This window comes from Pseudomonas sp. Au-Pse12, from assembly GCF_021341665.1.
Classification (GTDB): Bacteria; Pseudomonadota; Gammaproteobacteria; order Pseudomonadales; family Pseudomonadaceae; genus Aquipseudomonas.
In genome coordinates, this window is sequence record NZ_JAJTTH010000006.1 from 423,075 (window position 1) to 446,452 (window position 23,378).

General features: G+C 65.3%; 22 protein-coding genes. 12 read left to right on the plus strand and 10 right to left on the minus strand.

The window, feature by feature from the left end; translation table 11 throughout:
- The first annotated feature begins 20 nt into the window (after positions 1-20).
- From tcyJ to LXM55_RS19570, 11 genes are all read left to right on the plus strand, one after another.
- Positions 21-818, plus strand: coding sequence for a cystine ABC transporter substrate-binding protein (gene tcyJ / locus LXM55_RS19520; RefSeq protein ID WP_233321884.1), 798 nt, complete (start codon positions 21-23; stop codon positions 816-818).
- Positions 818-1,483 carry a cystine ABC transporter permease gene (gene tcyL / locus LXM55_RS19525; protein WP_233321885.1) on the plus strand — a complete coding sequence of 222 codons (666 nt, stop codon included), beginning with the start codon at positions 818-820 and terminating at the stop codon, positions 1,481-1,483. Before tcyJ ends, tcyL begins: the two co-directional genes overlap by 1 nt.
- A gap of 4 nt (positions 1,484-1,487) precedes the next feature.
- A complete protein-coding gene (gene tcyN, locus LXM55_RS19530) occupies positions 1,488-2,240 on the plus strand; it encodes an L-cystine ABC transporter ATP-binding protein TcyN (protein WP_233321886.1) in 753 nt (250 codons plus the stop codon).
- Between the two features lie 55 nt (positions 2,241-2,295).
- Entirely contained in the window at positions 2,296-2,682 is a 387-nt protein-coding gene (locus LXM55_RS19535) for a DUF2750 domain-containing protein (RefSeq protein WP_233321887.1), read from the plus strand.
- A gap of 373 nt (positions 2,683-3,055) precedes the next feature.
- The gene (locus tag LXM55_RS19540) at positions 3,056-4,297 is read left to right on the plus strand and encodes an SfnB family sulfur acquisition oxidoreductase (protein ID WP_233321888.1); all 1,242 of its coding nucleotides are present in this window, start codon (positions 3,056-3,058) and stop codon (positions 4,295-4,297) included.
- Positions 4,298-4,336: 39 nt separating this feature from the next.
- Positions 4,337-5,536, plus strand: coding sequence for an SfnB family sulfur acquisition oxidoreductase (locus LXM55_RS19545; protein ID WP_233321889.1), 1,200 nt, complete (start codon positions 4,337-4,339; stop codon positions 5,534-5,536).
- A complete protein-coding gene (locus tag LXM55_RS19550; RefSeq protein ID WP_233321890.1) occupies positions 5,536-6,903 on the plus strand; it encodes an LLM class flavin-dependent oxidoreductase in 1,368 nt (455 codons plus the stop codon). The genes LXM55_RS19545 and LXM55_RS19550 overlap by 1 nt, the downstream gene beginning before the upstream one ends.
- A 209-nt stretch (positions 6,904-7,112) precedes the next feature.
- Positions 7,113-7,922: a MetQ/NlpA family ABC transporter substrate-binding protein gene (locus LXM55_RS19555; protein ID WP_233321891.1), complete on the plus strand. Its 810-nt coding sequence runs from the start codon at positions 7,113-7,115 to the stop codon at positions 7,920-7,922.
- Position 7,923: 1 nt separating this feature from the next.
- The gene (locus LXM55_RS19560) at positions 7,924-9,048 is read left to right on the plus strand and encodes a methionine ABC transporter ATP-binding protein (protein WP_233321892.1); all 1,125 of its coding nucleotides are present in this window, start codon (positions 7,924-7,926) and stop codon (positions 9,046-9,048) included.
- The gene (locus LXM55_RS19565) at positions 9,038-9,682 is read left to right on the plus strand and encodes a methionine ABC transporter permease (RefSeq protein WP_233321893.1); all 645 of its coding nucleotides are present in this window, start codon (positions 9,038-9,040) and stop codon (positions 9,680-9,682) included. Before LXM55_RS19560 ends, LXM55_RS19565 begins: the two co-directional genes overlap by 11 nt.
- A 69-nt stretch (positions 9,683-9,751) precedes the next feature.
- Positions 9,752-10,378: a class I SAM-dependent methyltransferase gene (locus LXM55_RS19570; RefSeq protein ID WP_233321894.1), complete on the plus strand. Its 627-nt coding sequence runs from the start codon at positions 9,752-9,754 to the stop codon at positions 10,376-10,378.
- Here the strand turns inward: LXM55_RS19570 and LXM55_RS19575 are convergent.
- From LXM55_RS19575 to LXM55_RS19585, 3 genes are read right to left on the minus strand one after another with little or no spacing between them, the layout of a single operon-like run.
- The gene (locus LXM55_RS19575; protein WP_233321895.1) at positions 10,375-13,461 is read right to left on the minus strand and encodes an efflux RND transporter permease subunit; all 3,087 of its coding nucleotides are present in this window, start codon (positions 13,459-13,461) and stop codon (positions 10,375-10,377) included. The genes LXM55_RS19570 and LXM55_RS19575 overlap by 4 nt on opposite strands.
- Positions 13,458-14,528 (minus strand): efflux RND transporter periplasmic adaptor subunit, encoded by a 1,071-nt coding sequence (locus LXM55_RS19580; RefSeq protein ID WP_233321896.1) that lies wholly within the window; start codon positions 14,526-14,528, stop codon positions 13,458-13,460. Before LXM55_RS19580 ends, LXM55_RS19575 begins: the two co-directional genes overlap by 4 nt.
- On the minus strand, positions 14,525-15,619 hold the full coding sequence (locus tag LXM55_RS19585) for an efflux RND transporter periplasmic adaptor subunit (RefSeq protein ID WP_233321897.1): 1,095 nt from the start codon (positions 15,617-15,619) through the stop codon (positions 14,525-14,527). Before LXM55_RS19585 ends, LXM55_RS19580 begins: the two co-directional genes overlap by 4 nt.
- A 259-nt stretch (positions 15,620-15,878) precedes the next feature.
- Between LXM55_RS19585 and LXM55_RS19590 the strand changes: the two genes are divergently transcribed.
- Complete coding sequence (locus LXM55_RS19590) at positions 15,879-17,039, plus strand: AAA family ATPase (protein ID WP_233321898.1); 1,161 nt, start codon at positions 15,879-15,881, stop codon at positions 17,037-17,039.
- A gap of 164 nt (positions 17,040-17,203) precedes the next feature.
- Here the strand turns inward: LXM55_RS19590 and LXM55_RS19595 are convergent, their stop codons facing one another.
- The 7 genes from LXM55_RS19595 to LXM55_RS19625 all read right to left on the minus strand — a co-directional run bounded on the left by LXM55_RS19595 (position 17,204) and on the right by LXM55_RS19625 (position 23,285).
- Complete coding sequence (locus LXM55_RS19595) at positions 17,204-18,088, minus strand: transporter substrate-binding domain-containing protein (RefSeq protein WP_233321899.1); 885 nt, start codon at positions 18,086-18,088, stop codon at positions 17,204-17,206.
- Positions 18,085-18,867 carry an amino acid ABC transporter ATP-binding protein gene (locus tag LXM55_RS19600; protein WP_233321900.1) on the minus strand — a complete coding sequence of 261 codons (783 nt, stop codon included), beginning with the start codon at positions 18,865-18,867 and terminating at the stop codon, positions 18,085-18,087. Before LXM55_RS19600 ends, LXM55_RS19595 begins: the two co-directional genes overlap by 4 nt.
- Complete coding sequence (locus tag LXM55_RS19605) at positions 18,864-19,523, minus strand: amino acid ABC transporter permease (RefSeq protein WP_233321901.1); 660 nt, start codon at positions 19,521-19,523, stop codon at positions 18,864-18,866. Before LXM55_RS19605 ends, LXM55_RS19600 begins: the two co-directional genes overlap by 4 nt.
- The gene (locus LXM55_RS19610) at positions 19,504-20,169 is read right to left on the minus strand and encodes an amino acid ABC transporter permease (RefSeq protein ID WP_233321902.1); all 666 of its coding nucleotides are present in this window, start codon (positions 20,167-20,169) and stop codon (positions 19,504-19,506) included. The genes LXM55_RS19605 and LXM55_RS19610 overlap by 20 nt, the downstream gene beginning before the upstream one ends.
- A gap of 428 nt (positions 20,170-20,597) precedes the next feature.
- Positions 20,598-21,380 (minus strand): MetQ/NlpA family ABC transporter substrate-binding protein, encoded by a 783-nt coding sequence (locus tag LXM55_RS19615; protein WP_233321903.1) that lies wholly within the window; start codon positions 21,378-21,380, stop codon positions 20,598-20,600.
- Between the two features lie 345 nt (positions 21,381-21,725).
- The gene (locus LXM55_RS19620) at positions 21,726-22,646 is read right to left on the minus strand and encodes a sigma 54-interacting transcriptional regulator (RefSeq protein WP_233321904.1); all 921 of its coding nucleotides are present in this window, start codon (positions 22,644-22,646) and stop codon (positions 21,726-21,728) included.
- A 57-nt stretch (positions 22,647-22,703) separates the two neighbouring features.
- Positions 22,704-23,285, minus strand: a complete 582-nt coding sequence (locus tag LXM55_RS19625; protein WP_233321905.1) for an alpha/beta hydrolase — start codon at positions 23,283-23,285, stop codon at positions 22,704-22,706.
- Between the last annotated feature and the right edge of the window lie 93 nt (positions 23,286-23,378).

Genomic DNA, 23,378 nt, shown 5'->3' on the forward strand with positions numbered 1-23,378 from the left:
GAAAATCACAGGGGCTTGTCATGAATCTTTCCGTACTGCGTCGCAATCTGCTGATTGGCACACTGGGCCTGGCCCTCGGTGCCGGACTGATGGGGCAAGCGGTTGCCGGCGAGCAACTGCAGAAGATCAAGGAGGCAGGCGTGATCAACGTCGGCCTGGAAGGCACCTACCCACCGTTCAGCTTCGTCGATGAAAACGGCAAGCTGGCCGGCTTCGAAGTGGAATTCTCCGAAGCCCTGGCGAACAAGCTCGGGGTCAAGGTCAAGCTGCAGCCAACCAAGTGGGACGGCATTCTCGCGGCCCTGGAATCCAAGCGCCTGGACGCGGTCGTCAACCAGGTGACCATCTCCGAGGAGCGCAAGAAAAAGTACGATTTCTCCACGCCCTACACCGTCTCCGGGATCCAGGCCCTGACCCAGAAAAAGGATGAAGGCAAGTTCAAGACGGCCGCCGACCTGGGTGGCCACAAGGTCGGCGTGGGCCTGGGCACCAACTACGAGCAATGGCTCAAGGACAACGTCCCCAACGCCATCATCAAGACCTACGACGATGATCCGACCAAGTACCAGGACCTGCGCGTAGGCCGTATCGACGCCATTCTGGTGGACCGCCTGGCGGCCTTCGAGCTGATCAAGAAAACCAAGGACACCCTGGTGGTCTCCGGCGAACCCTTCTCCCGCCAGGAAGCCGGTGTGGCCCTGCGCAAGGGCGAACCCGAACTGCTGGCCGCGGTGAACAAGGCGATCGAGGAACTGCGGGCCGACGGCACGCTGAAAAAACTCTCGGAGAAATACTTCAACGCTGACGTCACCCAATAATGGAAGCAGGCCTGCAACTGGCGCTGGATTCAGCGCCATTTCTCCTCAAGGGCGCGTATTACACGGTCATCCTCAGCCTTGGCGGCATGTTCTTCGGGCTGCTGCTGGGTTTCGGGCTGGCCTTGATGCGCCTGTCGCGCCTGGCCCTGGTGAGCTGGATTGCCCGGGTCTACGTGTCGTTCTTTCGCGGCACGCCGCTGCTGGTGCAGCTGTTCGTGATCTATTACGGCCTGCCGCAACTGGGGCTGGAACTGGATCCGTTGCCCGCCGCGCTGATCGGCTTCTCGCTGAACATGGCGGCCTACGCCTGTGAAATCCTCCGGGCCGCCATCGGCTCCATCGAACGCGGTCAATGGGAAGCCGCCGCCAGCATCGGTATGACCCGGGCCCAGACCCTGCGCCGGGCGATCCTGCCGCAAGCCATGCGCACGGCCCTGCCGCCGCTGGGCAACAGCTTCATTTCCCTGGTCAAGGACACCGCCCTGGCTGCCACCATCCAGGTGCCGGAACTGTTCCGCCAGGCGCAGCTGATCACCGCCCGTACCTTCGAAATCTTCACCATGTATTTTGCCGCCGCGCTGATCTACTGGGTTCTGGCCAGCGTGCTCGCGCACCTGCAGAACCGCCTGGAGCAGCGGGTCAATCGGCACGACCAGGAGTCCTGAAGCCATGATCGTGGTGGAAAAACTGACCAAGCAGTTCAAGGGCCAGACGGTGCTCAATGGCATCGACCTGCAGGTCAAGGAAGGCGAAGTGATTGCCATCATCGGCCCCAGCGGTTCGGGCAAGACCACCTTCCTGCGCTGCCTGAACTTCCTTGAAGAACCGACCAGCGGACGCATCCGCATTGGCGACATCGCCATCGACAGCAGCATCCCCCTGAACCAGCAACAGAGCCGGATCCGCCAGTTGCGCCAGCAAGTGGGTTTCGTGTTCCAGAACTTCAACCTGTTCCCCCACCGCACCGCGCTGGAGAACGTCATCGAAGGCCCCCTGGTGGTGAAAAAGACCCCGCGGGAGCAAGCCGTTGCCCTGGGGCGCGCGCTGCTGGCCAAGGTCGGCCTGGCGGGCAAGGAAGACAGCTACCCGAGGCGCCTGTCCGGTGGCCAGCAGCAACGGGTGGCGATCGCCCGGGCCCTGGCCATGGAACCTCGGGTGATCCTGTTCGACGAACCGACCTCGGCCCTGGACCCGGAACTGGTGGGCGAAGTCCTGGCCACCATCCGCAGCCTGGCCGAAGAGAAACGCACCATGATCATCGTCACCCACGAAATGGGCTTCGCCCGGGACGTGGCCAACCGGGTGATCTTCTTCGACAAGGGAGTGATCGTCGAACAGGGCGAAGCCAAGGCGCTGTTCGCCAACCCCCAGCACGAGCGCACCCGACAGTTCCTCAGCAAATTTCTCCACCCCGGCACATGAAGCTTGAAACTCCCCTAGCCGGCTGCCCGCTCCCCTTCCAGGCCATGGAGGCCTGATGCTGGCGCCGCAGAAAATCCACAACCTGCTCCGGCTCTCGCCCCAGGCGCGGTGTGACTACCTGATTCGCAAGGTGGCGGATTTCCAAGTCATCTGGGGGCTGTTCGCTGACGGCTGGGCCACCGCCGGCTCCGCCCAGGCCAGCGCCATCGCCATCGCCTTCTGGCCAGAGGCGGAGTTCGCCGCCTTGTGCGCCCACGGCCCATGGCACGGCTTTGAACCCAAGCCCATTGAGCTGGGCCATTTCCTCTCCCACTGGCTGCCTGGCATGCAGCGCGACACCAGGCTCTGCCTGGTGTTTGCCGATGCGGACGGACAAGGCCTGTTGCTGCCCCCCGAGTCACTGCTGCAATCGCTCACCCACGAGCTGGATCAGTACCAGTAACGCCTGCGGCGGCGCCTGAACGCTCAGCGCCGATCGCCTCACTTCGCGTGTTTGCATCCCCCTGCCCGTGTTCTTTTGCGCCAACGAAAAATGCTCGCCGGCGTCTGCCGCACACCGCGCCAGCCCGCAGCCACTGGGCCGCAACCGGCCATCCTGCCGTATACGTAAAGCCCTTCTATTCATATTCCTAAAAGTTAGTTTATTTAATTTTTATACGCGCTTAGGGTATATGCACCGGACCACCGGACATTCTTGATTCTGATTTCGCCGCATGACGCGGCCTATCCAAAAGATGTGAGGTAGGTATGGTCCGGAACACAATCACCCCAGTGCAGATCGCCAGGGCATTGCGTGCAGCCAAGGAGTGGCACTGATGTCCAGTCTGATCGAAGCCCAGGTCCAGAGTGACCTGGATATTGCTCCCCTTTTGCTGCCCGCTCGGGTACTGCGCAACGACGCCGAAGCCCTGCAAGCCGCCCATGAACTGGCCGACGCGGCCCGCCAACAAGCCGCCCAACGCGACCGTCAGCGCAAGCTGCCCTGGGCGCAGATCGAACAATTCACCCGCAGCGGCCTGGGCAGCATTGCCGTGCCCCGCGCCTACGGCGGACCACAGGTGTCGTTCGTCACCCTGGCCGAGGTCTTCGCGATCGTTTCCGCGGCCGACCCGGCCCTGGGGCAGATCCCGCAGAACCAGTTCGGCCTCCTCGGCCTGATCCTCGGTTGCGGCACCGAACGGCAGAAGAAACAGCTGCTGCAAAGCGTCCTGGAAGGCTGGCGCATCGGCAATGCCGGCCCGGAACGTGGCACCAAGAACACCCTGGAGCTCAAGGCGCGAATCACCACCGACGCCGACGGCCATGTGCTCAACGGCCAGAAGTTCTACTCCACCGGCGCCCTGTTCGCCCACTGGGTGGCGGTCAAGGCGCTGAACGAGGAAGGTCGCCAGGTGCTGGCCTTCGTCCGCCGTGGCACTCCGGGGCTGCGCATCGTCGACGACTGGTCGGGCTTCGGCCAGCGCACCACCGCCAGCGGCACCATCCTGCTCAACGATGTGCGGGTCGAATCCGAGCTGGTGCTGGACAACTGGCGGATCAACGAGTCGCCGAATATCCAGGGCGCGGTGTCGCAACTGATCCAGGCCGCCATCGATGCCGGCATCGCCCGGGAAGCGCTGGCCGACGCTATCCGCTTCGTTCGTGAACGGGCCCGCCCGTGGATCGACGCCAACGTCGAGCGCGCCAGCGACGACCTGTACGTGATCGCCGACATCGGCAAGCTGCAGATCGAACTGCACGCCGCCGAGGCCCTGCTGCGCAAGGCCGGGCAGGTGCTGGACCAGGTCAGCGCGGCGCCGATCACCGCCGAGTCCGCGGCCCGCGCCTCGATCGCCGTGGCCGAAGCCAAGGTGCTGACCACCGAGATCTCCCTGCAAGCCAGCGAAAAGCTCTTCGAGCTGGCCGGCAGCCGCGCCACCCTCGCCGAATTCAACCTCGACCGCCACTGGCGCAATGCCCGGGTACACACCCTGCACGACCCGGTGCGCTGGAAGTACCACGCCATTGGTGCCTACCGCTTGAACGGCACCCTGCCCGCGCGTCACTCCTGGATCTAACCGCCCAGAACACTTTTGACCAGATCTCTGGAGAAACACATGACTCTTTCTCAACACGTCGCGGTCATCACCAGCGATGAACAAGCCCTGATTGTCGCCAGCGACCTGGCGGAAGATTTCAAGCGCGACAGCGCCCTGCGCGACCGTGAACGGCGCCTGCCGCACCCCGAGCTGGAAGCCTTCAGCCGCTCCGGCCTGTGGGGCATCAGCGTGCCCAAGGAATACGGCGGCGCCGGGGTGTCCAACGTCACCCTGGCCAAGGTCATCGCCCTGATCGCCGAGGCCGACGCCTCCCTGGGGCAGATCCCGCAGAACCATTTCTACGCCCTGGAAGTGCTGCGGGTGAACGGCAGCCCTCAGCAGAAACAACGGCTGTACGCCGAGGTCCTGGCCGGCCGCCGCTTCGGCAACGCCCTGGCCGAACTTGGCACCAAGACCGCCCACGACCGCACCACCCGCCTGAGCCGCGACAGCAGCGGCCTGGGCTACCGCATCGACGGGCGCAAGTTCTACGCCACCGGCGCCATCTATGCCCAGCGCATCCCCACCTCGGTGGTGGATGAGCACGGCGTGCAGCAACTGGCCTTCGTCCCCGCCGACGCCCAGGGCCTGAGCGTGATCGACGACTGGAGCGGCTTCGGCCAGCGCACCACCGGCAGCGGCTCGGTGCTGTTTGAAAACGTCGCGGTGGACGAGGCCGACGTGGTGCCATTCCAGAGCGCCTTCGAACGCCCGACCCCGGTCGGCCCCCTGGCGCAAATCCTCCACGCCGCCATCGACACCGGCATCGCCCGCGCCGCCTACGAAGACGCCCTGCGCTTCGTGCGCACCAAGACCCGGCCGTGGATCGACTCCGGCACCGACAAGGCCACCGACGACCCGCTGACCCTCAAGAGCTTCGGCCACCTGAGCATCCGCCTGCACGCCACCGAAGCCCTGCTGGAGCGCGCCGGAGAATTCCTCGACCGGGCCCAGGCCGAGACCAACGCCGACACCGTGGCCGCCGCCTCCATCGCCGTGGCCGAGGTCCGCGCCCTGAGCACGGAAATCTCCCTGGCCGCCGGCAGCACCCTGTTCGAACTGGCGGGCAGCCAGGCAACCCTGGCCGAGCACGGCCTGGACCGTCACTGGCGCAACGCCCGAGTGCACACCCTGCACGACCCGGTGCGCTGGAAGTACCACGCGGTGGGTAACTACTACCTCAACCAGCAGAACCCGCCGCTGCGGGGGACCATCTGATGGCCGCTGCCGAAACCGCCAAGAAGAAGATCCTGCTCAACGCCTTCAACATGAACTGCGTCGGGCACATCAACCACGGCCTGTGGACCCACCCACGGGACAACTCGACCCAGTACAAGACCCTCGAGTACTGGACCGAACTGGCCCAGCTGCTGGAGCGCGGATTGTTCGACGGGCTGTTCATCGCCGACATCGTCGGGGTCTACGACGTCTACCAGAACTCGGTGGACGTGCCCCTCAAGGAGTCGATCCAACTGCCGGTCAACGACCCGCTGCTGCTGGTCTCGGCCATGGCCGCGGTCACCCGCAACCTGGGCTTCGGCCTCACCGCCAACCTCACCTACGAGGCGCCCTACCTGTTCGCCCGGCGCCTTTCCACCCTCGACCACCTGAGCCGTGGCCGGGTCGGCTGGAACATCGTCACCGGCTACCTGGACAGCGCGGCCCAGGCCATGGGCCTGAAGGAACAGATCGAGCACGACCGTCGCTACGACCAGGCCGATGAGTACCTGGAGGTGCTGTACAAGCTCTGGGAAGGCAGCTGGGAAGACGACGCGGTGCTCAACGACCGCGAGCAGCGCGTCTATGCCCAACCGGACAAGGTGCACAAGGTCGAGCACCAGGGCGAGTTCTACCAGGTCAGCGGCTATCACCTGTGCGAGCCCTCGCCGCAGCGCACCCCGGTGCTGTTCCAGGCCGGCAGCTCGGACCGCGGCCTGCTGTTCGCCGGGCGCCACGCCGAGTGCGTGTTCATCAGCGGGCAGAACAAGGCGGCGACCAGGGCCCAGGTGGACAAGGTTCGCGCCAGCGCCGTGGCCGCCGGGCGCAATCCCGAGGACATCAAGGTGTTCATGGGCCTCAACGTGATCGTTGGCCAGACCGAGGAACTGGCCTGGCAGAAGCACGCCGAGTACCGCCGCTACGCCAGCGCCGAGGCCGGGGTGGCGCATTTTTCCGCGTCCACCGCGATCGACTTTTCCCAATACGAGATCGACGAACCTATCCAGTACGTGAAAAGCAACGCCATCCAGTCGGCCACCCAGCACCTGCAGAACAACGACTGGACCCGGCGCAAGCTGCTGGACCAACACGCCCTGGGTGGCCGCTACTTCACCGTGGTCGGCTCACCGCAGCAGGTGGCCGACGAGCTGGAATCCTGGATCGCCGAAACCGGCCTGGACGGCTTCAACCTGACCCGCATCGTCACCCCGGAAAGCTACGTCGACTTCATCGACCTGGTGATCCCCGAACTGCAGCGCCGCGGCTCCTACAAGACCGCCTATGACGCCGGCACCCTGCGGGAAAAACTGTTCCACGAAGGCCACACACTGCCCGAACGACACACCGGCGCGGCCTACCGCCGCTGACCACCCTGTGGCGAGGGAGCTTGCTCCCGCTGGCTTGCGCAGCAAGCCCAAACCCGGACGGCGCGGTATGCCTGCAACACCGCGGCGCCTGGGTCCGGGGCCGCTTTGCGGCCCAACGGGAGCAAGCTCCCTCGCCACAGACAGCGGTCTCGCCATACACCCACGCAATGGCTCAACCCCCACATTCGGATTGACTGGAAGTAACCACCATGAAAACCAAGCTCCTGCGCCACCCGGTCAAAGCCCTGGCCCTCGCCCTCGGCCTGTTCAGCAGCGCCGTGTTCGCCGCCGACGCGCCGCTCAAGGTCGGCACCACCGCCGCCTTCGCCATTCCCCTGGAGGCCGCCGTGGAAGAGGCCGGCAAGCAGGGCCTGAAGGTGGAGCTGGTGGAGTTCACCGACTGGATCGCGCCCAACGTCAGCCTGGCCGCCGGCGACATCGACGTGAACTACTTCCAGCACATCCCCTTCCTGGAAAACGCCAAGGCCGCCGCCGGTTTCAATCTGGTGCCCTTCGCCCCGGGCATCATCAACAACGTCGGCCTGTATTCGAAGAAATACACAAGCTTCGCCGAGCTACCCGAAGGCGCCAGCGTGGCCATCGCCAACGACCCGATCAACAGCGGACGCGGCCTGCAACTGCTGGCCAAGGCCGGGCTGATCACCCTCAAGCCGGGCGTGGGCTACAAGGCCACCGAAGACGACATCGTCAGCAACCCGAAGAAGATCAAGATCCTCCAGGTCGAAGCCGTGCAACTGGTGCGCGCCTATGACGACGCCGACCTGGTCCAGGGCTACCCGGCCTACATCCGCCTGGCCAAGACCTTCGACGCCGGCTCGGCGCTGCTGTTCGATGGCCTGGACCACAAGGAATACGTGATCCAGTTCGTGATCCAGCCCAAGAGCAAGAACGACCCGCGGCTGATCAAGTTCGTCGATATCTACCAGCACTCGCCCGCCGTTCGCGCCGCCCTGGATAAAGCCCACGGCACGCTCTACCAAGCCGGCTGGGAAGGTTGAGATGAGTGTCGCGACGCTGCAGCGCAAGCTGCCAGAACCTGCGCCCCAGCGCGCCGAGCAGACCGAGCTGCACCCCGAACTGAACCGCGCCCAGGTGCGCTTCATCGGCCTGGGCAAGACCTACCAGGGCCAGCAGGGCCCGGTGCAGGCGCTGCACGGCATCGACCTTGCGATCCAGCGCGGCGAGGTGTTCGGCATCATCGGACGCAGCGGCGCCGGCAAGTCGTCGCTGATCCGCACCATCAACCGCCTGGAGCAACCCAGCAGCGGCCGGGTGCTGATCGATCAGGTGGACATCGGCGACTTCGACGAAGACCGGCTGGTGGCCCTGCGTCGACGCATCGGCATGATCTTCCAGCACTTCAACCTGATGTCGGCCAAGACCGTGTGGCACAACGTCGAGCTGCCATTGAAGGTGGCCGGGGTGCCCAAGGCCGAGCGCCAGCGCAAGGTTCGCGAACTGCTGGAACTGGTGGGCCTCAAGGACAAGCACCAGGCCTACCCGGCGCAGCTGTCCGGCGGCCAGAAACAGCGGGTGGGCATCGCCCGGGCCCTGGTCCACGACCCCGAGATCCTGCTGTGCGACGAGGCCACCTCGGCCCTCGACCCGGAGACCACCCAGTCGATCCTCGGCCTGCTCAAGGAGATCAACCAGCGCCTGGGCCTGACCATCATCCTCATCACCCACGAGATGGCGGTGATCCGCGAGATCTGCGACCGGGTGGTGGTGCTGGAGCACGGGCGCATCGTCGAACAGGGGCCGGTGTGGGAAGTCTTCGGCAACCCGCAACACGAGGTCAGCAAGACCCTGCTGGCGCCCCTGCAGCATGGCCTGCCGCCCGAGCTGCAAAGCCGCCTGCGCAGCCAGCCCGAGTCCGCCGATGCGGCAGTGGTCCTGAGCCTGCGCTTTACCGGCGGCGGCCGCGAGGAGCCGGACCTGGCGGCCTTGTTCAGCGCCCTGGGCGGGCGAGTGCGCCTGCTGCAGGGCGGAGTCGAACGGATCCAGGGCCATGCCCTGGGGCAACTGCTGCTGGCGGTCCAGGGCTCGTCCCTGGGCGCCGTGGAGCTGCGTCAGCGGGCCGAGCAATGGGCACAACAGGTGGAGGTACTGGGTTATGGGGTTTGATCGTTTGTTGCAAGGCATTCTCGACACCCTGCTGATGGTTGGCGTGTCCTCGCTGATCGCCCTGCTGGCGGGGATTCCCCTGGCGGTGATCCTGGTCACCAGCGGCAAGGGCGGGATCTACGAGGCGCCGCACCTGAACCGGGCCCTGGGGGCCTTTGTGAACCTGTTCCGTTCGATCCCGTTCCTGATCCTGATGGTGGCGCTGATCCCCTTTACTCGGTTGATCGTCGGCACAACTTACGGCGTGTGGGCGGCGGTGGTGCCGCTGACCATCGCCGCCACGCCGTTCTTTGCGCGCATCGCCGAAGTCAGCCTGCGCGAAGTCGACCACGGCCTGATCGAAGCGGCCCAGGCCATGGGCTGCCGGCGCTGGCACATCGTCTGGCACGTGCTGCTGCCGGAAGCGCTGCCGGGCATCGTCGGCGGGTTCACCATCACCCTGGTGACCATGATCAACTCCTCGGCCATGGCCGGCGCGATTGGCGCGGGTGGCCTGGGGGACATTGCCTACCGCTACGGTTATCAGCGTTTCGACAGCCAGATCATGCTCACGGTGATCGTACTGCTGGTGATCCTGGTAGCGGCGATCCAGCTGGGCGGCGACCGACTGGCGCGGGTGCTGAACAAGCGCTAGTGGCGCCAACGGCACCCCGTGTGCATGGGGTATATTCGGGCCATTCCTCTTCACGCCATGTAGCCCGCCATGAAACTTGCTCCAGACGACCTAGACACCATCACCGCCACCACCCTCGGCCACTACCAGCAGGTGGCCGAGGACTTTCGTGAAGGCACCCGCGACCACGACGTCAGCCAGAACATCGACGCGCTGCTGCGGCATATCCAGGGCCCGGCGCCGTTCAGCGTGCTGGACTTCGGCTGCGGCCCGGGGCGCGATCTGCAGGCCTTCACCCGCCTGGGCCATGTCGCCATCGGCCTCGACGGCTGCGAGCGTTTCGCCCAGATGGCCCGGGACGACAGCGGCTGCGAGGTCTGGCAGCAGGACTTTCTCAAGCTCGACCTGCCCGCGGGGCGCTTCGACGGCATCTTCGCCAACGCGGTGCTGTTCCACATTCCCCGCCAGGAACTGCCACGGGTGCTCAAGCAACTGCATGCCAGCCTGAAGGACGGCGGCGTGCTGTTCAGCTCCAACCCGCGCGGCGACAACCAGGAAGGCTGGAACGGCCCACGCTACGGCGCCTACCACGACCTCGCGGCCTGGCAGGCGCTGCTGAGCGAAGCAGGCTTTGTCGAGCTGGAGCACTACTACCGCCCCGCCGGCCTGCCCCGGGAACAGCAGCCCTGGCTGGCCAGCGTCTGGCGCAAGGCCTAATGGGCCGCCGGCCGTGAGCGCTCGACGTCCTTGCTCGGCTCCTTGATCTTGTACCAGGCCACGTACAGCGCCGGGAGGAACAGCAGGGTCAGCAAGGTGGCGACGATGATGCCGCCAATCATGGCGTAGGCCATCGGCCCCCAGAACACTTCCCGGGCAATCGGGATCATCCCCAGGCTGGCCGCCGCGGCGGTCAGCAGGATCGGCCGACGCCGGTGGTGGGTGGCTTCCAGCACCGCGTCCCAGGGGTGATAGCCCTCGCGCTCGTAATCATCGATCTGAGTCACCAGGATCACCGAGTTGCGGATGATGATGCCGATCAGCGCGAGGATCCCGAGGATCGCCACAAAGCCCATCGGCGTGCCGGTGGGCACCAGGGCCAGGACCACGCCGATCAGCCCCAGGGGCGCCACGCTGGCCACCAGGAACAGCTTCTGCACGCTGTGCAGCTGGATCATCAGGAAGGTCGCCATGAGGAACAGCATCAGCGGCACCACCTTGGCGATCGGGCCCTGGGCCTTGCCGCTTTCCTCCACGGTGCCGCCGGTGGCCACCGAGTAACCGGCCGGCAGGCTGGCGGCGAAGCGCTCGATCGTCGGCTTCAGCTGCTTGACCAGGTCAGTGGGCTGGATCGCGTCGCGCACCGCGGCCTTGATGGTGATGGTCGGCTTGCGGTCGCGGCGCCACACCAGCGGCTGCTCCAGCTCGTAGCCCACGGTGGCGAAGGCCAGCAGCGGAATCGACGTGCCGCTGGGGGTGACGATCTGCAGGTTCTGCAGGGTTTCCGGGGAACCGCGTTCATTGTCGTCGGCGCGGCCGACCACGTTGATCAGGTAGATGTCGTCATGCACCTGGGTCACGGTGGAACCGCTGACGATGCTGTTCATCAGTTGCGCCACGTCCTCGGAAGACAGCCCCAGTTGCCGCGCCTTGTCCTGGGCGATGTCGATGCGCAGCACTTTGCCGGGCTCGTTCCAGTCGTAGATGATCTCGCCGATGTGCGGGTTCTTGTCCAGTTCAGTGGCCAGGTCGATGGCGTGCTTGCGCACCTGGTCGATGTCCTTGCCGCTGACCCGGTACTGGATCGGTCGCCCCACCGGCGGGCCCATTTCCAGGGCCTGCACATAGCTGCCGATGCCGACGAAGTCTTCGCGCAGGCGCTTCTGCAGGCGCTGGGTCAGGGCGGTGCGCTGCTCCAGGCCCTTGCTGACGATCACCAGCTGGGCGTAGTAGGGGTTCTGCAGCTGCTGGTCCAGGGGCAGGTAGAAACGGATCGCGCCCTCGCCGATGTAAGTGCTCCAGCGCTCGATGTCCGGGTCGTCCTTGAGGGTCGCTTCCAGGCGGTCCACGGCCTGGCGGGTCTCGTTGATCGAGGCGTTCTGCGGCAGGTTGAGGTCCACCAGGATTTCCGGCCGGTCGGAAGACGGGAAGAACTGGTTCTGCACGAAGCGCATGCCGAACACCGAGGCGACGAACAACAGCACGGTGATGCCGATCGCCCACCAGCGGTTGCGCATGGCCCACAGCAGGCCGCCATTGAAGGCCCGACCGACGCGCCCCGGCTCCTCGGAGTGGGGTTTGACGTCAGTGCTGAGGATATGCAGGCCGATCACCGGGGCGAACAGCACCGCGACGATCCACGACACCAGCATGGCCACGGCGATCACTGCGAACAGGGTGAAGGTGTACTCGCCGGCGGAGCTGGCGTTGAGGCCAATGGGCACGAAGCCGGCCACGGTGACCAGGGTTCCAGTGAGCATCGGGAAGGCGGTGGAGGTGTAGGCGAAGGTCGCCGCCTGCTCCTTGCTCTCGCCCTTTTCCAGGCGCGTGACCATCATTTCCACGGTGATCATGGCGTCGTCCACCAGCAGCCCCAGGGCGATGATCAAGGCCCCCAGGGAAATCCGCTGCATGGTGATGCCGCTGTACTCCATGAACACGAAGACCATGGCCAGCACCAGCGGGATCGAGCAGGCCACCACCAGCCCGGCGCGCACCCCGAGGCTGATGAAGCTCACCACCAGGACGATGATCACCGCCTCGAACAGGGCGCTGGTGAAACCGCCCACCGCCTCCTGCACCACCTCGGCCTGGTCGGACACCTTGTGCACGCCGATGCCGACCGGCAGGTCGGCGGTCAGCTCATCCATGCGCGCATGCAGGGCCTTGCCGAAATCCTGGATGTTGCCGCCCTTCTTCATGGCAATCGCCAGGCCGATGGCCGGCTGGCCATTGAAGCGGAACAGCGGCGTGGAGGGGTCGACGTAGCCGCGGCTGATGTCGGCGATGTCGGCCAGGCGATAGAAGCGGTCATTGAGCCGCAGGTTGACCGTGGCCAGGTCCTTCTCCGAGGCGAACTGCCCGGAAGTGCGCACCGAAATCCGCTCCGGCCCGGCCTCGATCACCCCGGCCGGGGTCACCGCGTTCTGCGCTTGCAGGCTTTGCAGGACCTGGCGCTGGTCGATGCCCAGGGCCGCCAGCTTGCGCGTGGAAAAGTTCAGGTAGATGACTTCGTCCTGCTCGCCGACCATCTCCACCTTGCCCAGGTTCGGCACTTCGCGGATCTGCGCCCGTACCTGCTCCACGTAGTCGCGCAGCTGGCGCATGCTCAGGCCGTCGGCGGTAAAGGCGTAGACCGAGCCGAACACATCGCCGAATTCATCGTTGAAACCCGGGCCCTGCAGCCCCTGGGGAAAGTCGCCGCGAATGTCGTTGATCTTCTTGCGCACCTGGTACCAGATCTCGGGAATGTCCTTGGCACTGGTGGTGTCGCGCAGGTAGACGAACACCGTCGACTCGCCGGGGCGGGTGTAGCTTTTCACGTAGTCCAGCGAATCCAGTTCTTCGAGTTTTTTCTCGATGCGGTCGGTGACCTGCTTCAGGGTTTCTTCCTGGGTCGCGCCGGGCCAGCGGGTCTGGATCACCATGGTCTTGATGGTGAAGGACGGGTCTTCCTCGCGCCCCAGGTTCATGTACGAGAAGACGCCCATCAGCAGCGCGACGAACATCAGGTACCAGACGAAGGACTGATGCCTGATCGCCCATTCGGAGAGGTTGAAGCTTCCTTTGCTGGCAGGCGTCATTGCGCGCGATCCTCGTCGATTTTGACTTTCTGCCCCGGTTTGAGGCTGTTGACGCCGGCACTGACCACGCGCTCGCCGGGCTTGACGCCGTGGCTGATCAACGCCGAATCGCTGTCGCGGCTGAGCACCTGGACCTCACGCGGGGCAACGGTCTGGCTCTGCGGATCGATGACCCAGATCCGGGTCTGGCCCGCCACCTCTTGCAGGGCACTGAGCGGCAGCTCGGTGCGCGGCGTGATGGCGGTGCTCAGGGTCACGCTGATGGCGGTGCCCAGGCGAAAGGCCTCGGGGGTGTCCTTGAGGGTCAGGCGCGCGCGGCGGGTGCGGGTCGCGCTCTGGGCCTGGGGCTCAATCTCGCGCACCGTGGCGGTGGTGTTGATGCTCGGGTCCAGTTGCGCCGCCACCTTGAACTCCACGTCCGCCGGCAGCTGGTCCACCAGGGTCGCCGGCAAATCGATCACCGCTTCCTTGATCTCCGGTCGGGCCAGGGTCACCACTTGCTGGCCGGCGGTCACCACCTGCCCGGCCTCGGCGTTCCAGGCGATGACCACGCCGCCGTGATCGCTGCGCAGCTGGCTGTAGTTGAGCTGGTCCTGGGCCTGGCGCACCGCGGCCTTGGCCTGATCCAGGGCGGCGCCGGTAGTCTTCAGGTCGGTCTGGGCGATGTCCAGTTGCGCCTGGGCGCCGACGCCGCGGTCGAACAGTTCCTGCTGGCGCCGGGCATTGGCCTGGGCGTTGATCCATTGCGCCTCGACCTTGGCCAGGTCGCCCTGGGCCGCGCGCAGCTGGTTCTGCTGGTCGGTGGGATCGAGGGTCGCCAGCAGGTCACCGGGGCCGACTTCGGCGCCGACATCGACACTGCGGTTGGCGATGCGCCCCGGCACCCGGAAGCCCAGGTTGGTTTCATAACGGGCCTGGATGTTGCCGGCAAAGCGCCCCAGGCTTTCCTCGGACTGCGGCGCCACCTGGAACGACAGCACCGGGCGCACCGGGTCCGGCGCCGGTTCTTCCCTGGAGCAGCCCGGCAACAAGGCGCAGGCCCAGAACAACGGCAGCAGGCGCTTCATGGTTGTGCTCCCGGGTCCCGGGGCTGCCCGGCAACTTCGACCCGCATCCCCGGGTGCAGCAACTGCCCACCCGCCACCACCACCTTCTCGCCGCCCTTGAGGCCGTCGCTGATGATCACCTTGCCGGTCAGGTAACGCCCGACCTTGACCGTGTGCAAGGCGGTCTTGCCGTCCTCGCCCACCAGCCACACCGCCGGTTCACTGAGGTTCTTGGTCAGGGCCGACCAGGGCAGCACCACCGTGGCCTTGCCCTGGGCCCGGGCCGTGGCGCTGACCACCGAGCCCAGGTCCATGCCCGGCGGCAACGAGTCGAGCACCACCTTGACCTGCACCGTGCCGCTCTGGGCCGAGACCACCGGGGTCACCTCGCGGACCTTGCCGGTGGTGGTCACCTTGGGGTTGTCCAGCAGGCTGATGTGGATGGTTTCCTGGCCCGGCGGCTGCATCAACAGCGACTCGTAGACGTTGAACACCGCGTCGCGCTCGCCGTCCCGGGCCAGGCTGAAGATCGGCATGGTGGCCTGCACCACCTGGCCGACCTCGGCCTGGCGCGCGGTGATCACCCCCGGCGCCTCGGCCACCAGCTCGGTGTAGCCCAACTGTTCGCGCGCGTTGGCCAGTTGCGCCTGGGCCGCGCTCAGAGCGCTCTGGCTGCTGCGCAGGGCGGCCTGTGCCGAATCGTATTCACTCTGGCTGGTGTAGCCCTTGGGCAAGAGCTTCTGCTGACGGACGAACGCCGCGCTGGCCTGCTTGACCCGCGCCTGCTCGGCGAACACCGCGGCGGCGGCGGAATCGACCTGGGTCTGCAAATCCTTGGGGTCGAGCCTGGCCAGCACCTGCTGGGCCGACACCCGGTCGCCGACATCCACCTTGCGCTGGATGATCTTGCCGCCCACACGGAACGACAACTCGGTCTGCACCCGCGCCTGGATGTCACCGGTGAGGGTCACCGAAGGCGCGAAATCACTGCTCTGCACTTCCTCGATACGCACTCGCGGGCGGTCCTTCTCGGTCGGCTTTTCCGCGCCGCAGCCGCCGAGCAGAGCCAGCAGCCCCAGCCCCACCATCCACTTCGAATTGAGACCGGTCATGCAGGCTCCTTGTGCTTGTTCGTCGCGCCAGTGACGTTACGACTGTGAGCTTAGAACAGGGTTCAACCCTTGCACGCCGGTCCATCAGTGATGGGCTTCGGTGGCGAGTGAGCCTGCTCCCGCTCGGCTATGCAGCAGCCGCAACGGCCCTCGACGCGCTCTATCCTGGCAAGCACAACGTCGGTTTCGGGGGCAGCCGCAATCCAGCTCCCTCTCTACAAATCAGGCACACTGCGCGCCACGCAACAGGAGACCCGGCATGCTCAAGACCCTGGCGGTGGCCAATTACCGCTCCATCAACAAACTGGTGATTCCCCTCGGCCGGCTGAACCTGATCACCGGCGCCAATGGCAGCGGCAAGTCCAACCTGTACCGCGCCCTGCGCCTGCTGGCGGAGACCGCCCAGGGCGGGGTGGTCAACGCCCTGGCCCGCGAGGGCGGGCTGGATTCGACCTTCTGGGCCGGGCCGGAACACCTCAGCCGCCGCATGCGCAACGGCGATGTGCCGATCGAAGCCAGCGTGCGTTCCTCCAGCAAGCGCCTGCGCCTGGGCTTTGCCGGTGAAGACTTCAGCTACGCGATCGCCCTGGGCCTGCCGGAACCCAGCCACTCGGCGTTTGCCCTGGACCCGCAAATCAAGAAGGAGTGCATTTGGTCCGGGCCGTTCTACCGCCCCGCCAGCCTGCTGGTCGACCGCGCCGGCCCATTGATCCGCGCGCGCCAGGGGCGCAGCTGGGACGTGCTGAGCCAGCACACGCCGGATTTCGACAGCCTGTTCGACCAGGTGGGCAGCCTGCGCGCTTCACCGGAGGTACTGCAGCTGCGCGAGTTCATCCGGCGCTGGCGCTTCTACGATCACTTTCGCAGCGACAGCGAAGCCCCGGTGCGCCAGCCGCAACTGGGCACCCGCACCCCGGTGCTGCACCACGACGGCCGCGACCTGGCGGCGGCGTTGCAGACCATTCGCGAGATCGGCGACCCCGAGGCATTGCAGGCGGCCATCAGCGACGCCTTTCCCGGCGCGCGCCTGAACATCGCCCCGCTGCAGGGCGGACGCTTTGCCATCGAGTTCCATCAGGAGGGTCTGTTGCGGCCGCTGTCGGCCGCGGAGCTGTCGGACGGCACCTTGCGCTACCTGCTGCTGGTGGCCGCCTTGCTGACCCCGCGCCCGCCGAGCCTGATGGTGCTCAACGAACCGGAGACCAGCCTGCACCCGGACCTGTTGCCAGCGCTGGCGCGCTTGATCATCAGTGTTTCCGAGCAGTGCCAGGTGTGGGTGGTGTCCCACGCCCGGCGCCTGATCGCGGCCTTGCAGGAAGACCCCGAATGCAACTGCATCGTGCTGGAAAAAGAGCTCGGCCAAACCGGCATCGTCGGCCAGCGCCCGCTCGACGAACCGGCGTGGTACTGGCCGGACTGAAAATCGCGCCCCCCACACCCTGTAGCCGCTGCCGCAGGCTGCGACAAGGTCCGCAGGACCTTCCGAGGCCCTCAAGAGCGGCGTCTCCTTCGGAGCCGTTCGCAGCCTCCGGCAGCGGCTACACAGTGGATTCAGGATCCGCTTTCAGCCGCCAGCAGTGCGCCTCAGCCCTGCCATTTGCCGCCTTCGACGATCACGCTCTCAGGCGGGGTGTCATCGCTCAGTTCCTTGCGCACGTACTGGTCATACAGCTTGAGCAGGTATTTCTCTTCGCCCAGCTTGGCCAGTTCGGCATTCACCCAGTCCCGCAGCTCGAGGTTGCCCTTCTTCACCGCCGGGGCAATCGGTGCCTGCTCGCCCAGGGTCTGCGGCAGCACGCGGTAGCCCGGGTTCTGCTTGGACCAGCTGAACAGGATCAGGTTGTCCTGGGCATAGGCATCGCCACGACCATTGGCCAGGGCCTGCAGGGACTCGGTGTTCTTCTCGAACTTCAGCAGTTTCCAGTCCGGGTGGTTCTGGGTCAGCCACAGGTCGGCGGTGGTGCCGGTGGTGACGATGGTGGTGCGGCTCGCCAGGTCATCCAGGCTCTTCACCGCGCTGCCTTCGGGCACCAGGGCCTGCACCGCCACCTTGAGGTTGGGGTTGGTGAATTCCACCGCTTCCTTGCGCTCCGGGGTCACGGTCATGTTGGCCAGGATCAGGTCGACCTTGTCGCTCTGCAGGAAGGGAATGCGGCTGGCCGGTTCCACGGCGACGAATTCCACCTTGTTCTCGTCCCCCAAAAGGTCCTTGGCGAACTGGCGGCCGATGTCGGTATCGAAGCCCACATAACGCCCGGTTTCATCGACGAAACCGAACGGCGGCTTGTCGGTGAACACGCCGACGATCAGCTTGTCCCGGGCCTTGATCTTGTCCAGGTAGCCGGCCGCCGGCGCGGCGCTGGCGGTCGTGGCCGCAGGCTTGGGCGCATCATTGGATTTATCGCAGCCGGCCAGCAGGGCCAGACCGAACAGCGGCAGTAACAACAGCGAAGACTTGGCAGTTTTCATAAGAGCTCCAGTTCCTTTTTGGGGGCTTTCTTGGGCAGTGCTTCAACGAACGAGAACTTCTCCAGGAACTGCTGCGCGCGTGCGCTCTGCGGGTTCGTGAAGAAAGCCTCGGGGGTGTTCTGTTCCACGATGCGCCCGCCGTCCATGAACACGATGCGGTCGGCCACGGCCCGGGCGAAGGCCATTTCATGGGTGACGATCAACAGGGTCATGCCGTCCCGGGCCAGGCCCTGGATCACTTGCAGCACTTCCTTGACCATCTCCGGATCAAGGGCCGCGGTGACCTCGTCGAACAGCATCACCTGGGGGTTCATGCACAGCGAGCGGACGATGGCGATGCGTTGCTGCTGGCCGCCGGACAGTTGCCGGGGAAAGGCTTCGCGCTTGTCCAGCAGGCCCACCCGCTCCAGCAGCGATTCGGCCTGGTCCTGGGCTTCACGACGCTGGCGCTGCTGCACCTTGAGCGGCCCGAGGAGGATGTTGTCCAGCACGTTCATGTGCGGGAACAGGTGATAGCTCTGGAACACCATGCCGATCTGCTGGCGCACCTGGCGCCAGTCGGTAGCGGGGCTCAGCAGCTCGCGCCCGGCAAAACGCAGGTGCCCGCTGTGGGCCGTTTCCAGGCCGTTGAGGCAGCGCAGCAAGGTGCTCTTGCCGCAGCCGCTGGGGCCGAGGATGACGATCACCTCCCCCGCCGCCACACTCAGGTCGACTTCCTTGAGCACCTGCTGCGGGCCGAAGAATTTGTTGAAACCCTGGAACTCGATCAATGCGCTCATGCTTGCGTCCAGCGCCGCTCCAGCACGCGGGAGGCGGCCGACAGCGGGTAGCAGATAAAGAAGAAAAACAGGAATAGCACGCCGTAGATCAGCACCGACTCGTAGGTGCGCTCGATGATCTGCTGGCCGACCTTGATCACGTCCACCACGCCGATCAGCACCGCCAGGGAACTGGTCTTGATGATCCGCGTGTAGACGTTGATGGTCGGCGGCGTCATGCGCTTCAGCGCCTGGGACAGCAACACATAGCCGTACAGCTGGGCAGCGGACAGGCCGATGGACAACCCCGCTTCACGCTGGCCCCGGGGCAGCGATTGCAGGGCGCCGCGCACCACCTCGCCGACCTCGCTGGCGCCCCACAGCGACAGCACCAGCACTGCACAGGTGAAGCTGGGAATGCTGAGGCCGAAGAAGATCGGAAAACCGAAGAACAGCAGGTACAGCCAGACCAGCACCGGGATCGCCCGGAACAGCTCCAGGTAGATCCGCAGCGGCACCTCCAGCACCTTGCGCTGCAGGCTGCGCAGCACGCCATAGAGCACCCCGCCCAGGGTGCTGAAGGCGATGCTCAACAGCGAAATCGACAAGGTCTGCGCCGCGCCCCGGGCCAGTTGCGGCAGGGACACCAGCAACAGTTCAAGACCCGAACTGGCCATGTTGCAACCTCCTTTCCAGACGGCTGAGCAACAGCGACAGCGGCAAGAACAGCAGCACGCAGATCAGCGTCAGCACCGCGAGCATTTCGTAGGTTTTGTAGTACAGGGCGATGTAGCTCTTGGTGGTGTAGAGAATCTCCGGCACCGCCACCGCCGAAACCACGGTGGTTTCCTTGAGCAGGAAAATGAAATTGGCGAACAGCGACGGCAGGCTGAGGATCCCGGCCTGAGGCAGGATCACGTAGCGCAGCAGTTGCCACTGCGACAGGCCGATCGAGCGCCCCGATTCCAGCTGCGCCAGGGGCACCGCTTCCACCCCGGCGCGCAGCACTTCGGTGAGATAGGCGCCGCCAAGGAAGGTCATGGTGATGATCGCCGCGGTGAAGCCGGAGACCTTGATCCCCAGGGCCGGCAAGGCGAAGTAGACGAAGAACAGCTGGATCAGCAGCGGTGTGTTGCGCGCCAGTTCCACGTACAGGCCGATCAGCCGGTGCAGGTAAGGGGTGCGAAACACCAGGACAGTGGCGTTGATCAGGGCCACCAGCAAGGACGTGCCGATGGCGATCAGGCCGACCTGCAGGGTCACCCCCACGGCTTTGAGAAAGGCCGGCAGGGTGCTGAGGATAAACGCGTAATCGAGGGTCATGAATCATCCTGGACGCCGCTGGGGTACAGCGGCGGTGGTGCAGTCCGTGGGGCAGTGGGTAACCGCCCGGCTGCCGCGACTTTATAGCTATAAAAAGCAGAATTTAAATACCGTTAAGGCATATTGATATCACCCAAAAACCTAACCCGCGGATTTGCCGGGCTGGCGCCGAGCTACTACCTTTTCTGCCCTTGAGCCTGACCAGGACGATCACCATGGCCGACGCGAAGACCCCGCAACCGCTGGACCCCCATGAATGGGTGAAATGGCTGACGGCTTTGCACCGGGCCACCCAAGCCACCGCCAAAAGCGCACCCGTGTAGGCGCTGGCTCCTACGATTTTCGCGGGGCAATAAAAAACGCCGACGCTGTCATAGCCGTCGGCGTTCAAACCTTGAAGGGGTTTATCGCGTCAGTAGCCTAGTTCATCAGAACGCCGGCAGTACCGCGCCGTTGTATTTCTTCTCGATGAAGGCTTTCACCTCAGGGCTGGTCAGGGCCTTGGCCAGCTTCTGGATCGCCGCGCTGTCCTTGTTGTCCGGACGCGCCACCAGGTAGTTCACGTAAGGCGAATCGGAACCTTCGATGATCAGCGCATCCTTGGCCGGGTTCAGGCCGGCTTCCAGGGCGTAGTTGGTGTTGATCATGTCCAGGTCAACCTGATCCAGGACCCGCGGCAGCATGGCCGACTCCAGCTCCTTGAACTTGAAGTTGTGCGGGTTCTTGGCGATGTCCTTGGGCGTGGACACGGCGTTCTTCGGGTCCTTGAGCTCGATCAGGCCGGCCTTCTGCAGCAGGATCAGGGCACGGCCGCTGTTGCTGCCTTCGTTGGGGATGGCAATGGTGGCGCCGTCTTTCAGCTCGGCCAGGGACTTGACCTTCTTCGAGTAGCCACCGAAGGGTTCGACGTGCACGCCGATCACGGTTTCCAGGTGGGTGCCTTTGCCTTCGTTGAAGCTCTTCAGGTACGGCAGGGTCTGGAAGTAGTTGGCGTCCAGGCGCTTCTGGTCAACCTGTACGTTGGGTTGTACGTAGTCGGTGAACACCTTGATTTCCAGGTCCACGCCTTCCTTGGCCAGGGTCGGCTTGATCAGTTCGAGGATCTCGGCGTGGGGCACCGGGGTCGCGGCGACCACCAGCTTCTCGCCGGCCTGGGCGATACCGGCGCTCAGGGCTGCCGCCAGTGCGGTGAACAACAGAACTTTTTTCATGCAAGGTCCTTAGGTGTCGGGATCGACGACGGCTTCAAATAGGGGGCTGATTGCGGTGCCAGTGAAGTGCCACTGCTGGCGTGAAGCGGACAATACCGAGATTTTTTATTCCCGAACAATATCTTTTATTCACGTTCATATTCCATTTTTTTCATACACCCCGCCCCACCACCGCGCCCTGTAGCCGCTGCCGCAGGCGCTTGAGGGCCTAGCACTCCCCTGTAGCCGCTGCCGCAGGCTGCGAACGACGACGCAGTCGGCGCCAGGGGTACCGTGGCTATCCAGCAGGATCCTGGTGAACGGTTTTGCGTCTGCTGCGCAGCCGGTCGCAGCCTGCGGCAGCGGCTACACCGCCAGCAGGCGCTTGAGGGCCTGGCGGTCCGCGTCTGAACCGCTCTCGGCGATCTGCCGCAGCAGCTGCTCGATCTGCTCCAGCGTCGAGAGCGTCGGCGGCAGGTTGAGGTGCTCCGGGAGGATTTCTTCGCCGCTGCTGACCAGCAGGGCAAAGTGAATGACGTTCTCCAGCTCGCGGGTGTTGCCCGGCCAGCTGTGACGCTCCAGGGCCTGCTGCGCGGCTTCGCTGATCTGCGGCACCGGCAGGTCCAGGCGTTGGCTGTAGATGCCGAGGAAGTACTCGGCCAACGACTCGATATCCCCCACCCGCTCGCGCAGCGCCGGCAGTTCCAGCTGGCCTTCACTGAGGTAGCGATACAAGCGCTCGTGAAACTTGCCCGCCGCCACCGCCTGGGCCAGGTCGATGCTGGTGGCCGCCACCAGGCGCACGTCCACCGGGCTCGGCTGTTGGGCACCGACCCGGGTCACTTCGTGGTTCTCCAGCGCGGCCAGCAGCTTGGTCTGGATCGGCAGCGGCAGGTCGCCGATTTCATCCAGGTACAGGGTCCCGCCATTGGCCGAACCGAACCAGCCGGCGCGGCTGCTGGCCGAGCCGCTGAAACTGCCGGCGGCATAGCCGAACAGTTCGGCGTCGGCGTAGGTCGGGCTGATGGCGCCGCAGTTGACCGAGACGAACAGGCCGCTGCGGTCGCTGGCGCGGTGGATGTGCCGGGCCAGCAGTTCCTTGCCGGTGCCGGTTTCACCGCGGATCAACACCGAAACCGCACGCGGCGCCAGTTGCTCCAGTTCTTCACGCAGTTGCCGCGAACGCGGGTCGACGAACACCAGCGCCTTGGCGCGGATGCTCAGGGGGCTTTTTTCCGCATCGGGAAAGGTCAGCAACGGCTGGCCGAAAGGGGTGTGAGGACTCATGGCAGACTCCCGCCCCAGGCCGCCTGGGGACGGGGCGTTTAAACAGGAAAAGGACGATCAGGCACGACGCCGCGCGTGTTGCTCCATGCGGTTCTGCAGACGGTAGAGATAGGCAAAGCCCTGCTCCCAGCGATGGTGGCCGGACTTGACGTTGATGTGCCCGGCACCGGCCAGGATGCCGGCTTCAGCGCCCCAGTCGCGGGCCAGTTCCAGGGCACGCGGGGCACTCACGGCGCTGTCGTTGTCCGAGCTGACCACCTGGCTGGGGAACGGCAGCAGGTCCCGGGGAATGGGCGCAAAATTGCGCAGCGCCGGGGCACAGGCCGGACGCTCGACATCCGCCGGCGCCACCAGCAGCGCGCCACGCACCTGACGCAACGCGGCCACTGGCGCCCGCGCTGCCCAGTGCGCCACGGTGATGCAACCCAGGCTGTGGGCAATCAGGATCACCGGGGTGTCGTCGGCGGCGATGGCTTCGGCCAGGGCCGCCACCCAGTCTTCGCGACGCGGCGTCAGCCAATCGGCCTGCTCCACCCGCGCACTGTTGGGCAGGCTGTTCTGCCAATGGGTTTGCCAATGATCTTCTGGCGATCCTTGCCAGCCCGGCACAATCAAGTAGCGAATGGATTCGTTGCGCATGGGGAACTCTCCTGCTGCGTGTCTGTTCCCGGACGAGTATAGGGAGGGGATTTATATTCGTTAAGGAATAAGAAGCTATTTATTAATACCCTA